We start from the raw sequence: 12,093 nt of genomic DNA, 5'->3' as shown, positions 1-12,093 counted from the left end.
AAGCTCCCTGACAGATCTAGGACCAATCACGTGCGACTCCTGAATCGCTCCGCAGGTCGACTGTCGCGGCACCGCCGCGGCCCCGTCGCCGGCCTGCTCGTCATCCTGCTCGGACTGCTGATGGCCGGCGGCCTCTTCGCCGCCTTCTCCTCCTCCGCGACCGCGGAGAACAGCTCCGACGGCCTCTCGCAGGCCGAGAGGATCGAGGCGGGGCGCAAGCTCTTCCTCCTCTCCTGCGCCACCTGCCACGGCCAGAACGCCGAGGGCGTCCTCGCCGAGGACGGCAAGTCCAACCTCGGCCCGTCGCTGGTCGGCGTCGGCGCAGCGGCCGTCCACTTCCAGGTGGAGACCGGTCGCATGCCGATGGCTGCCACCGGCAAGCAGGCCCCCCGCAAGTCGGTGGCCTTCACCGAGCAGGAGACCGAGTACCTCGCGGCGTACGTCGCCTCGCTCGCGCCCGGCCCGGCCGCGCCGACCGAGACCCAGTACGACCTCGACTCCGTCAAGGGCCTCTCGGCCGACGAGCAGCGTGAGGCCATCGTCCGCGGCGGCAAGCTCTTCCTCACCAACTGCACCGCGTGCCACAACTTCGAGGGCTCCGGCGGCGCCATGCCGTGGGGTCGCTACGCGCCGCCGCTCAAGGGTGTCGAGAAGGAGCACATCTACGAGGCCATGCTCACCGGCCCGCAGCAGATGCCGCTCTTCTCCGACGCCGTCCTCACCCCCGAGGACAAGCGCGACATCATCGCCTACATCTACTCGATCAACGACCGCGAGCAGACCCCGGCGTACGGCGGCTTCGGCATGAAGGGCCTCGGCCCGGTGGCCGAGGGTCTCGTGGCCTGGCTCGGCGGCATCGGCGTCCTGGTCCTCTTCGCCTACTGGATCGCTGCTCACACCGCTCGCTCGCACAAGAAGGAAGACGCGTGACCGACCACAACGAGCACACCCCGGTGGTGGCCGAGCCGATCGCGGACCCGGGCATCCCGGCCCACCTGCCGCGACCGACCGACATCGACCCGAAGGCTGCGCGCCGCGCCGAGCTCCAGGTCTCGGCGATGTTCATCGCGTCGATGGTCTGCGCGATCCTCTTCGCCGTCGCCTACTACACCTTCGACATCAAGGAGAGCTGGGACACCTTCCTCGGGTTCGGTGCCTCCAACCTCTTCCTCGGCCTGAGCCTCGGCTTCGCGCTGCTCTTCATCGGCGTCGGCGTCATCCAGTGGAGCCGCAAGCTCATGGGTGACCACGAGATCTCCGAGCTGCGCCACCCGGCCGCCTCGGACGAGTCCGACCGCGAGAAGGTCCTCGCCGACCTCGCGCTCGGCCTCGAGGAGTCGGGCATCGCCCGCCGCCCCCTCGTGCGCAACACGCTCCTGGGCGCTGTCGGCCTGCTGGGCGTCCCGGCAGTCGTCGTCCTGACCGACCTCGGTCCGGTCGCGACCCCGTCGCTGCGCAAGAAGACGCTGGAGAAGACGTTCTGGAAGGCCGGCACCCGCGTCGTCAACGACGTCACCGGTCGCTGGATCAAGGCCTCTGACATGGAGATCGGCCAGCTCGTCAACGCCGAGCCCGAGGGTCTGGTCCACGCGTTCGACCCCCGCGCCACCGCCGAGGACATCGAGCGGATCGAGGCCAACTCGGCGCACGGCGTCGAGCTCCAGGTCGCCAAGACCAAGGCTGCCGTCATCGTCGTCCGCATGGAGCCCAAGGACATCACCTCGGCCACGGCCGAGTGGTCCCACGACGGCATCGCGGTCTACTCCAAGATCTGCACCCACGTGGGTTGCCCGATCGCCCTGTGGGAGCAGCAGACGCACCACCTGCTCTGCCCCTGCCACCAGTCCACGTTCGACCTCGCCGACAAGGGCCGTGTCGTCTTCGGTCCGGCCGCCCGCGCACTGCCGCAGCTGCCGATCGAGGTGGACGACGAGGGCTACCTCGTCGCCAAGAGCGACTTCAAGGAGCCTGTGGGCCCGAGCTACTGGGAGCGTGGCTGAAAATGACTGACAACGTCGCCAAGTCCAACGGCACCACCCCCGCCGCCACCCCGACCTCGGGCATGGCTGCGAAGGGCTCCGCTGTCGTCAAGTGGGCCGATGACCGCCTCGGTCTGGCCACCTCGCAGAAGAAGATGATCCGGAAGGTCTTCCCGGACCACTGGAGCTTCATGCTCGGCGAGATCGCGCTGTGGAGCTTCGTCGTCCTGCTCGTCACCGGTGTCTTCCTGACGCTGTGGTTCGTGCCGTCGATGGCCGAGATCCAGTACCAGGGCTCCTACGACCAGCTCCGTGGCGTCGAGATGTCCGAGGCGTACGCGTCCTCGCTCGACATCTCCTTCGACGTCCGCGGCGGCCTGTTGATGCGCCAGATGCACCACTGGGCCGCGATGCTCTTCATCGCCGCGATGCTCGTGCACATGATGCGCGTCTTCGTGACCGGTGCCTTCCGCAAGCCGCGTGAGGTCAACTGGCTCATCGGTGGCGTGCTGATCCTCCTCGGCATCGTCGAGGGCTTCGCCGGCTACTCGCTCCCCGACGACCTGCTCTCGGGCACGGGCCTCCGGATCGCCGACGGCCTGGTCAAGGCGACGCCGGTCCTGGGCACCTACATGTCGTTCTTCATGTTCGGTGGCGAGTTCCCGGGCGACGTGATCGTCCCGCGCCTCTACATCGCCCACGTGCTCCTGATCCCGGGCCTGATCCTCGCCCTGATCGCCGCGCACATGCTGCTCGTCGTCTACCACAAGCACACCCAGTGGGCCGGCCCGGGCCGCACCGAGGAGAACGTCGTCGGCTACCCGATGATGCCGGTGTACGCCGCCAAGGCCGGTGGCTTCTTCTTCATCGTCTTCGGTGTCACCGCTGTCATGGGTGGCCTGCTGTCGATCAACCCGGTCTGGAAGTACGGCCCGTACGACCCCTCGAAGGTCACCGCGGGCTCGCAGCCTGACTGGTACATGGGCATCGCCGAGGGCCTCCTCCGCATCATGCCGGGCTGGGAGACCCACCTCTTCGGCGTCACCCTCTCCTGGAACATCCTGATCCCGGGCATGGTCACCCCGATGGTCCTGCTCGGCATCATGATGGCCTGGCCGTTCCTCGAGGCCTGGGTGACCGGCGACAAGAAGGAGCACCACATCCTCGACCGCCCGCGCAACGCTCCGACGCGCACGGCGTTCCTGGCCGCGATGATGACCGTCTACGGTCTGCTCTGGGCCGCTGGCGGCAACGACCTGCTCGCCACCCAGCTGTCGATGAACATGGAGTGGATCACCTACTTCATGCGCGTCGCCGTCTTCGTCCTGCCGGTGATCGCCTTCCTGGTCACCAAGCGCTGGTGCATCGCCCTGCAGCGTCACGACAGCGAGAAGCTCCTCCACGGCTACGAGACCGGCATCATCATGCGGTCCCCCGAGGGCGGCTACTCCGAGCGTCACCTCCCGATCAACGGCGACGAGGCCTACCGCCTCACCGCTCGCCCGCGTGACGAGGTCGTCGCTGAGCCGGTCGAGGGCAAGGTCGAGGGCAAGGGCGGCCGCGCCGAGAAGGCCCGGGCCAAGCTCTCGACGTGGATGTTCGCCGACAACGTGCAGAAGCCGACCGCCGAGGAGCTCGAGGAGGCGCACCACCACGCGCACCACGAGCACGAGCTCGAGGCCGGCCTGGACCACGCGGCTGACGGCCACCAGTTCGACGGCCGCCACGAGGTCGAGGGCGACAGCCTCCGCCACTGAGGCACTGCCTGAGGCGGCTCTCCGCCGAGGCCACCTGAGAAGGGCCCGCCACTCCCCCACGGGAGCACGGCGGGCCCTTCCTGTTTTTCGCCGAGACGGCGCGAACCTGCAGCCCAATCACCCCGAGACGGCGCGAACCTGCAGCGCACCCACGCCGAGGCGGCGCGAACCTGCATTCAGACGCAGTACCAGACCGAACGCCGGGCAGCGAGGGCCCGACGTACGCCGGTGCGGAGCCGGGCATCCGCATCGGCCGTAGGGCCGTAGACATTCGCCGCGACGAAGGCGTCGATGCACCACCCGGCCTCGGCCTCGATCCAGGACCGTCGCTCACGATCCTCGGCAAGACGCTCCTCCCCGTGCCACTCCGGTCCGTCGTACTCCCCCGAGTACGCGAGCTCGGGCACACCGAGGTCCAGCCGGTAGGAAGTCCCCCAGGGTGTGGGGATCTCGATCTGCAGATCGGGCCGCGGCAGCTCGGCGCAGTCGAGCCAGGTGAGCCGCAAGGCACTCTCGGGTGGCGACTCGGCACGACCGTCTGCGAGTGGAGCGAGCTCCCGCAGCCGACGCACACCGCGAAACCCGCGAAACCTCTCGACAGCGTCGAGGATCTCGTCGCGGGTGACAGTCGCGGAGCGCAGCATGCTGTCGAGGGCGGCAAGAGCCTGCGCCCGGTGCAGCCGCCGTCCCAGGTCGCACGATGTGCGCAGCGGTGAGGTCACCCGCAGCCCGTCGATCTCGACGATGTCGCGGTCCTCGAGATCGCGCGAGCCGCTCTCCATCAGTCCGTTGCGCATGCGCCTGCCACGCTCGGGGACGAAGACGGACACGCGTGGGGTGATCAGGTGGTCGCCCGGCGCCAGGATCATCGGCGCACCGTGCAGCCAGCCGGCAGTTCTGTCGCACACCACTGCATCAGCGGGTACGACGAGGCGAACCGCCGCGACGCGGCTCTCGAGGGTGTCCCCCAGCGTCGCGACCTGATAGCAACCACGGAGCGGCTGAGCCAAGAGGCCCCGATCGACTGCTACTCCGAGGCTGCGCCAGTCGTGTAGACAGTCGAGCGCCTCAGCTGTCGAGAACGGGCGGTCCTGCGGCACCGGAAGGTCGGTCGGGGTCAGGAAGTCCAAGGGTGCGAGTCTCATGCACCCAGTTGTCCGCCAGAAGCGGGCAACGCGCCACGTGCGCAACGCCGCCCTGTGGACAACTTTGCAGGTACGCGCCGCCTCGGCGCCCTCCACGTGCAGGTACGCGCCGCCTCGGCGTCAGGTGAGGGCGGAGCCGGCCTGCCAGTCGGCGAAGGAGGCATTCCAGTCGCCGTAGCCGTTGTAGAGGGTCATGCCGACGTCGGTGCCGACGGTCTCGACGACGTCACCGCGGACGGTCATGGCGTAGAGCCAGGCGGCGTTCTCGGTCGACATGCCGGTGCAGCCGTGGGAGACGTTGGCGCGGCCCTGCGATTCGACCGACCAGGGCGCAGCGTGGATGAACTCACCCGAGTAGGTCAGCCGCATGGCGTACTCGACCTCGACCCGGTAGTACTCGGGATCGGTCTTCTTGATGCCCGTGGTCTCGGCGTCCATCGTCCGCTCACGCTCCTTCGACACCACGACCTTGGTGCCCGAGCGCGTGGTGAAGCCCGGCATGCCGGTCGTGACCGGGATCGTCCGCAGCAGCGCACCGTTGGAGTAGACCTGCATCTGGTGGGTCTGCGCGTTGACCTTGTAGACGTGGGCGTCGCCGACGTGGAAGTCGATGTCGCGGTCTTCCTGGCCGTAGAAGCCGTCGCCGGCCGGGATGCTGTTGAGGTCCAGGTCGACGTGGACGTCGGTGCCGGGCGTCCAGTACGACTGCGGCCGCCAGTGCACCTCGCGGTCGCTCAGCCAGTGCCAGGCGCCGGTCTGGGCCGGCTTGCTCGTCACGCGCATGCGCTTCTCGAAGCGTGCCTTGTCGGCCACAGGGGCGTCGAACGCCACGATCACGGGCATGCCGATGCCGACGGTCTCACCGGCCAGCGGCGCGACCGACGGGAAGACCTGGTGCCCTTCAAGCGACTGGGTGGCGAAGCGGGTACGCAGCGGCACGACCTTGCCCGCAGCGTCCTTCACCCGCGCGACGACGACGTACGTCGTGGCGGGCTCGAGCAGCGCGCCGGCACGCCAGGTGGTGCCGTCGGGAGCGATCGTGCCGGGGATGGTCGACCCGGCGGTCTCGCCGTCGCGAGCCCGCAACGTCACCGCGGAGAACGTGCCGTCCGCAGCGGTCGCCACGACGCGGGAATTGACCGTCACGGCCGTGCCCTGGACGTTGGTGCTCAGCCTGGGGGCGACCACGGCCTCCGCCGTCGGCGTGCCCGCGTCGGCAGGCCCGCCCAGGACGTCGGGCACGGCGTTGCACGACGTGAGCAGCGCGAGGGCGCCGAGACCCGCCGCCACACGGACGGCACGGGAGAGGCCAGCGGTCATCAGGGAAGCTCCAGATCAGGAAGATGTGCAGGAACCACATTAACTGCCTGAAAGACGCCGAAGGCCCCAACCGGCGGTGTTGCTCGTCACCGCGGTGGGGCCCTCGTCGAGGTCAGTGGAGTGGCTCAGTGAGCGTGCTCTCCACGGTAGTACTCGAAGATCCAGCCCTGCACGGCCAGCAGGCCGAGCGCGACGCCGATGGCGAAGAGCCACCAGGCGAGGATGACACCGAGCACGATGACCGAGAGGGTCAGCGAGCACCACAGCGGCCACCAGGAGTACGGCGGGAAGAAGCCCAGCTCGCCGGCGCCGTCGGCGATCTCGCCGTCCTTGCGGTCCTCGGGACGCGGGTCCATGCGCGAGGCGTGGAACCCGAGGTAGAGGGTGCACATGCCGAAGAGCAGGGTGGTCATCGTGAGGGCCGACGTGCCGGTCCAGTCACCACCCTTGTCGGAGGCGTCCGTGATCACCCAGTACGCCGGAGTGACCAGCGCGCAGAACGCGGTGACGGATCCGAAGACCCAAGCCTCAGCCTTCACTTGGTCAGCTCCTCTGCGTCAGCGGTCTCGACCTCGAGGGCCGCGATCTCGGGGTGGTGCAGGTCGAACGCCGGGGACTCCGAACGGATCCGCGGGATCGTGTGGAAGTTGTGGCGCGGCGGCGGGCTGCTGGTGGCCCACTCGAGCGACCGGCCCCAGCCCCACGGGTCGTCGACCTCGACGGACGGCGCGTTGCGCGTGAGCCAGACGTTGATGATGAACGGGATCGTCGACGACGCCAGCAGGAACGCACCGACGGTCGAGATCTGGTTGAGGACGGTGAAGCCGTCGTCAGGCAGGTAGTCGGCGTAACGGCGCGGCATGCCCTCGACACCAAGCCAGTGCTGGACGAGGAAGGTCAGGTGGAAGCCGATGAAGAGGATCCAGAAGTGGATCTTGCCGAGCGTCTCGTTGAGCATCTTGCCGGTCATCTTGGGCCACCAGAAGTAGAAGCCCGCGAACATGGCGAAGACGACCGTGCCGAAGACGACGTAGTGGAAGTGCGCCACCACGAAGTACGAGTCGGAGAGGTGGAAGTCCAGCGGCGGCGACGCGAGGATGATGCCGGTGAGACCACCGAAGAGGAAGGTCGTCAGGAAGCCGACCGACCAGAGCATCGGGGTGTCGAAGCTCAGCGAGCCGCCCCACATCGTGCCGATCCAGTTGAAGAACTTCACGCCTGTCGGGACGGCGATCAGGAACGTCATGCCGGAGAAGAAGGCCAGGTTGACCGCTCCGGTGACGAACATGTGGTGCGCCCAGACGGCGACCGACAGGATCGCGATGCCGAGCGTGGCACCGACGAGGCCGACGTAGCCGAAGATCGGCTTGCGGCTGAAGACCGGGAGGATCTCGGTCACGATGCCGAAGAACGGCAGCGCGATGATGTAGACCTCCGGGTGGCCGAAGAACCAGAAGAGGTGCTGCCACAGGATGGCGCCACCGTGGCTGCTGTCGAAGACGTGTGCGCCGAGCGCACGGTCGGCCTCGAGCATGAGCAGCGCGCCGGCGAGGATCGGGAAGACCAGGAGCGCCAGCAGCGACGTGATCAGGACGTTCCACACGAAGATCGGCATCCGGAACATGGTCATGCCGGGAGCACGCATGCAGATGATCGTCGTGATGAAGTTGACCGAACCCAGGATGGTGCCCAGACCACCCATCCAGAGGCCCATGATCCACATGTCTCCACCGATGCCCGGCGAGCGGATCTCACTGGAGAGCGGCGTGTAGGCGAACCAGCCGAAGTCGGCCGCACCCTCCGGGGTGAGGAAGCCGGCGCCGGCGATGAGGCCACCGAACAGGTAGAGCCAGTAGCTCAGCATGTTCAGACGCGGGAACGCGACGTCAGGAGCACCGATCTGCAGCGGCATCACGACGTTGCCGAATCCGAAGAAGAGCGGCGTCGCGAAGAGCAGCAGCATGATCGTGCCGTGCATGGTGAAGAGCTGGTTGAACGTCTCGTCACTGACGACCTGCGTGCCCGGGAAGGCGAGCTCCGAACGCATGAGGAGCGCCAGCAGGCCACCGAACATGAACCACGCGAACGACGTCGCGAGGTACATCTTGCCGATCAGCTTGTGGTCGGTGGTCGTCAGGAGACGGAAGATGTTCGTGCCCAGCGGCTTACGGTCGCTGGCGGTCAGGGGCGCAGTTGCCGCGCTCACTCGTGGCCTCCGGTCTCGGTCTCGTCGGCCTCGAGGCCGGCGGTGGTGGTGGCGTGCTCGCCGCCGAGGAGCGGCGAGTCCGAAACGTGCTCCGGGTCCCGGGCCAGCTTCGCCATGTAGGCGTCGTACTCGGCGCTCTCCATGACCTTCACGTTGAAGAGCATCCGCGAGTGGTAGACGCCGCAGAGCTCGGTGCACTTGCCGCGGTAGTCGCCGACCTTGTCGGGAGTGACGGAGAAGTGGTTGCGCGCCTCACCCTCCTGGCCGGGGATGATGTCCATCTTCATGAGGAAGCCGGTGATCCAGAAGGAGTGGATGACGTCGGGCGACGACAGCCAGAACTGAGTCGTCTTGCCCTTCTCCAGGACGAGCGTGGGGATCTGCGAACCGGTGCCGGCCACGTAGGTGACCTTGCCGTCCATGTCGTCGCACGACTCGTTGTAGTTGAAGGTCCACGACCACTGCTGACCCACGACCTGGACGCAGTTGTCCGGCTCCGGGGTCTCGTTGAGGACGGCCTCCTGCACACGCACGGTGTGCGCGAAGAAGACGATCACCATCATGATCGGGGCGATCGTGTAGAAGATCTCGAGCGGCAGGTTGTAGCGCGTCTGCACGGGGATCTCGTCGTCGCTGCGGCGACGGAAGCGCCACGAGGCGTAGAAGATGAACGCCCAGGTGATCGCGCCCGTGATCAGGGCGGCGATCCACGCGCCCTTCCACAGCTCGAAGATCAGCTGGCCCTCTTCGGTGCCCGGGGAGTTGCCGGGCATGGCCCAGCGGTCGATCTGCTTCTCGGTCTCGGCGTCACAGGCGCCAAGGAGAAGGAAGCTGGCGCCGACGAACGCCCCAAGCGCCGTCTGGCGAGCACGCCTGGTCATGTGCAGACCCACAACGAGCCTTCCTCTAAGACTTCACGGATACGCGGACTCTAGCGGAACAAGTGGGGCTCTTGTGTCCCAGCCCGCCCGGTAGGTTCGTGGTGTGAGATTGCCCTCCGACCCGCACGCCGGGTATCTCGACGCCGCCTCGGCCGAGCCACTGCATCCTGCGGCCCGCGAGGCGCTCCTCGCGGCGCTCGACCACGGCTGGGCCGACCCGCGGCGACTCCACGCCGAGGCACGCAACGCGCGGCTGATCCTCGACAACGCGCGGGAGGCCACCGCTGCTGCCCTCGGCGTACGTCGCGACGAGGTCTCGTTCACCACCTCCGGGACCGACGCTGTCCACCGTGGCCTCCTCGGGCTGCTCGGCGAACGCAGGCGCGGCACCACGCTGCTCCACTCCGCCGTCGAGCACTCCTCGGTCCTCCACGCCGCCGACTGGGCGGCGTCGATGCTCGCGACCACGTCACGCTCCCTACCGGTCGACCGCGAGGGTCGCCTCTTCCCCGGCACCGTCCACGAGGCACTCGAGGAGGTCGACGGCACGTCGACCCTGGCCGTGCAGTCGGCCAACCACGAGGTCGGGACGCTCCAGGCGATCGACGAGCTCGCGGATGCCGCACCGGGTGCTCCGCTGTTCATGGACGCCTGTGCCTCGATGGGCCGCATCCCGCTCCCCCGTGGCTGGTCGGTCGCTGCCGGATCGGCGCACAAGTGGGGCGGTCCGGCCGGTGTTGGCGTACTGCTGGTCCGCAAGGGCTCGCCGTGGCGCAACCCCTACCCCGCCGACGACCGCGTCGACGAGCGCGGCTCCGGGTTCGAGAACGTCCCCGCGACCCTCGCCGCGGCGGCGGCGCTCCAGGCCGTCGTCGCCGAGCGCGCGGAGACCAGCGCCCGCCAGCACGCGCTGGTCGCCCGCGTCCGCGAAGCCGTCACCGGCATCCCCGACGTCGAGGTCGTGGGCGCGTCGGATGACCGGCTCCCCCACCTGGTCACCTTCTCCTGCCTGTACGTCGACGGCGAGGCGCTGGTGACCCGCCTCGCGGAGAAGGGCTTCGGTGTGGCGTCGGGCTCGGCCTGCACGGCCTCGACGCTGGCACCGAGCCACGTGCTCGAGGCCATGGGCGTGCTCACCCACGGCAACGTGCGTCTCTCCCTCACCCGGACGACCACCGAGGACGAGGTCGACCGCTTCCTCGCCCTCTTGCCCGACGTGGTGCGCGACATCCGCGCCGAGGTCGGGCTGTGAGGCTCGAGCTCGACTGCCGTGGCCTGCGGTGCCCCGCGCCGATCATCGCGCTGGCGAAGGCACTGCCGGCCGTCGAGGTCGGCGACGAGATCGCGGTTGCGGCCACCGACGTCGCGGCACGCGTCGACACGCAGGCGTGGTGCCGCATGCGCGGCCAGGCGTACGTCGGCGAGGAAATGGCAGAAGACGGCACACCCGTCCACGTGGTGCGCCGCCTCCTGTAGGTCCGTCAGATCGCGAGCGCCTCGCGGATCTCCTTCTCGGCTGCCTCGCCGTAGGTCTGACCCAGGCGGGTCAGCATCTCGTCGGCCGTCGCGGTGTACTCCTGCGTGCCGACCGTCTCCACGACGTACGCCGCGATGGTGCAGCCCAGCTGCGCCGCACGCTCCCAGCCGAGGCCGCGGGTCAGCGCAGCGAGGAAGCCGCCGCGGAAGGCGTCGCCGACACCCGTCGGCTCGACGGGCGTGACGCCGTCGAGCACGCCGACCTCGACCAGCAGGCCGTCCTTGTCACGGATCCGGACGCCGTCCTTGCCCAGGGTGGTCACCCAGGTGCCGACCTTGCCGAGCACCTCGTCCGCGCTCCACCCGGTCTTGGTGACGATCAGCTCTGCTTCGTACTCGTTGGAGACGAGGATGTCCGCGCCCTCGATGAGCGGACGGATCAGGTCGCCGTCGGCGAAGGCGAGCTGCTGCGAGGGGTCCGCGACGAACGTGTAGCCACGCTCCTTGCACTCCTCGGTGTGGCGCAGCATCGCCCCCGGGTCGTCGGCACCGATCAGCACGTACGTCGGGTCCCCGACGCGGTCGGCGATCGGCTTGAGCTCGATCTGGCCGGCCTCACCCATCGCGCCCGGGTAGAACGAGGCGATCTGGTTCATCTCGGTGTCGGTGGTGCAGGTGAACCGCGCGGTGTGCTGCGTCTCGGAGTAGTGCACGGACGAGCAGTCGACGCCGTGGCGGTCGAGCCAGGAGTGGTACTCCGCGAAGTCCTCACCGACCGCGCCCACCAGCACCGGGCGCTCGCCGAGCCGGGCCAGCGCGAAGGCGATGTTGGCGGCCACACCACCTCGGCGTACCTCGAGGTCGGAGGCGAGGAACGAGACCGAGATCTTGTCCAGCTTCTCTGCGACGAGCGAGTCGGCGAACCGGCCCGGGAAGGTCATGAGGTGGTCAGTGGCGATGGAGCCGGTGATCAGCAGCGACATGCGCGGAAGACTACCGTCCGGTAGGGGTTCAGGTACCCGTCGGTAGTCCCTAGCGTCGAGGCCATGACGACTGTGAAGCAGCCTGACACCGTGCCCTACGAGGACGCCAGCTCACCCGCGGAGATGCACGGCGACTGCGCGGAGGCCAAGCGCAACATCCAGGTGCCGCTCCCGCGGCGTGCCGTCGAGGTCGCCGCCTCAGCCGTCGCCGGCGTGGCGCCCGCCCGTGTGAAGGCTCCGGTCCTCGCCGTCTCCGACCGCGTGGCCCGCATGGGTGCGGCGTTCTTCGACCGCCCGAGCTGAGCCGCCCTCCGGACGCACGAAGGCCCCCGCCGATCGGCGGGGG

General features: G+C 68.6%; 12 protein-coding genes. 6 read left to right on the top strand and 6 right to left on the bottom strand.

What is annotated here, in order from left to right:
- Positions 1 to 30: 30 nt before the first annotated feature.
- From VLF38_RS03800 to VLF38_RS03790, 3 genes are read left to right on the top strand one after another with little or no spacing between them, the layout of a single operon-like run.
- Positions 31 to 930: a c-type cytochrome gene (locus VLF38_RS03800; RefSeq protein ID WP_325269954.1), complete on the top strand. Its 900-nt coding sequence runs from the start codon at positions 31 to 33 to the stop codon at positions 928 to 930.
- Entirely contained in the window at positions 927 to 2,000 is a 1,074-nt protein-coding gene (locus VLF38_RS03795; RefSeq protein WP_325269953.1) for a ubiquinol-cytochrome c reductase iron-sulfur subunit, read from the top strand. The genes VLF38_RS03800 and VLF38_RS03795 overlap by 4 nt, the downstream gene beginning before the upstream one ends.
- Complete coding sequence (locus VLF38_RS03790) at positions 1,997 to 3,736, top strand: cytochrome b (RefSeq protein ID WP_414689358.1); 1,740 nt, start codon at positions 1,997 to 1,999, stop codon at positions 3,734 to 3,736. Before VLF38_RS03795 ends, VLF38_RS03790 begins: the two co-directional genes overlap by 4 nt.
- A gap of 176 nt (positions 3,737 to 3,912) precedes the next feature.
- Here VLF38_RS03790 and VLF38_RS03785 read toward each other — a convergent pair whose 3' ends face one another.
- The 5 genes from VLF38_RS03785 to coxB all read right to left on the bottom strand — a co-directional run bounded on the left by VLF38_RS03785 (position 3,913) and on the right by coxB (position 9,288).
- Positions 3,913 to 4,866 (bottom strand): hypothetical protein, encoded by a 954-nt coding sequence (locus tag VLF38_RS03785; protein WP_325269952.1) that lies wholly within the window; start codon positions 4,864 to 4,866, stop codon positions 3,913 to 3,915.
- A gap of 135 nt (positions 4,867 to 5,001) precedes the next feature.
- Positions 5,002 to 6,201 carry a L,D-transpeptidase gene (locus tag VLF38_RS03780; protein ID WP_325269951.1) on the bottom strand — a complete coding sequence of 400 codons (1,200 nt, stop codon included), beginning with the start codon at positions 6,199 to 6,201 and terminating at the stop codon, positions 5,002 to 5,004.
- Between the two features lie 125 nt (positions 6,202 to 6,326).
- Positions 6,327 to 6,740: a cytochrome c oxidase subunit 4 gene (locus VLF38_RS03775; protein WP_325269950.1), complete on the bottom strand. Its 414-nt coding sequence runs from the start codon at positions 6,738 to 6,740 to the stop codon at positions 6,327 to 6,329.
- Positions 6,737 to 8,407, bottom strand: coding sequence for a cytochrome c oxidase subunit I (ctaD, locus tag VLF38_RS03770; protein ID WP_414689357.1), 1,671 nt, complete (start codon positions 8,405 to 8,407; stop codon positions 6,737 to 6,739). Before ctaD ends, VLF38_RS03775 begins: the two co-directional genes overlap by 4 nt.
- Positions 8,404 to 9,288, bottom strand: coding sequence for a cytochrome c oxidase subunit II (gene coxB / locus VLF38_RS03765; RefSeq protein WP_325269949.1), 885 nt, complete (start codon positions 9,286 to 9,288; stop codon positions 8,404 to 8,406). The genes ctaD and coxB overlap by 4 nt, the downstream gene beginning before the upstream one ends.
- A gap of 103 nt (positions 9,289 to 9,391) precedes the next feature.
- Here coxB and VLF38_RS03760 point away from each other — a divergent pair, with 103 nt between their 5' ends.
- Together VLF38_RS03760 and VLF38_RS03755 are read left to right on the top strand one after the other, a co-directional pair.
- Positions 9,392 to 10,540: a cysteine desulfurase family protein gene (locus VLF38_RS03760; RefSeq protein WP_325269948.1), complete on the top strand. Its 1,149-nt coding sequence runs from the start codon at positions 9,392 to 9,394 to the stop codon at positions 10,538 to 10,540.
- On the top strand, positions 10,537 to 10,764 hold the full coding sequence (locus VLF38_RS03755) for a sulfurtransferase TusA family protein (protein ID WP_325269947.1): 228 nt from the start codon (positions 10,537 to 10,539) through the stop codon (positions 10,762 to 10,764). The genes VLF38_RS03760 and VLF38_RS03755 overlap by 4 nt, the downstream gene beginning before the upstream one ends.
- Before the next feature lie 5 nt (positions 10,765 to 10,769).
- Here the strand turns inward: VLF38_RS03755 and VLF38_RS03750 are convergent, their stop codons facing one another.
- Positions 10,770 to 11,747, bottom strand: a complete 978-nt coding sequence (locus VLF38_RS03750; protein ID WP_325269946.1) for a carbohydrate kinase family protein — start codon at positions 11,745 to 11,747, stop codon at positions 10,770 to 10,772.
- Between the two features lie 63 nt (positions 11,748 to 11,810).
- Between VLF38_RS03750 and VLF38_RS03745 the strand changes: the two genes are divergently transcribed.
- Positions 11,811 to 12,050 (top strand): hypothetical protein, encoded by a 240-nt coding sequence (locus tag VLF38_RS03745; RefSeq protein ID WP_325269945.1) that lies wholly within the window; start codon positions 11,811 to 11,813, stop codon positions 12,048 to 12,050.
- Positions 12,051 to 12,093 lie beyond the last annotated feature (43 nt).

It is taken from the genome of Nocardioides sp., assembly GCF_035481145.1.
In the GTDB taxonomy this organism is placed as follows: domain Bacteria; phylum Actinomycetota; class Actinomycetes; order Propionibacteriales; family Nocardioidaceae; genus Nocardioides.
This window is presented reverse-complemented; position numbering and strand designations above follow the sequence as displayed.

Bases quoted from the DNA above. Each gene is read 5' to 3' on its own strand.
- VLF38_RS03750 (WP_325269946.1), bottom strand. From the start codon at position 11,747: ATGTCGCTGCTGATCACCGGCTCCATCGCCACTGACCACCTCATGACC.
- VLF38_RS03745 (WP_325269945.1), top strand. From the start codon at position 11,811: ATGACGACTGTGAAGCAGCCTGACACCGTGCCCTACGAGGACGCCAGC.
- VLF38_RS03780 (WP_325269951.1), bottom strand. From the start codon at position 6,201: ATGACCGCTGGCCTCTCCCGTGCCGTCCGTGTGGCGGCGGGTCTCGGC.
- coxB (WP_325269949.1), bottom strand. From the start codon at position 9,288: ATGACCAGGCGTGCTCGCCAGACGGCGCTTGGGGCGTTCGTCGGCGCC.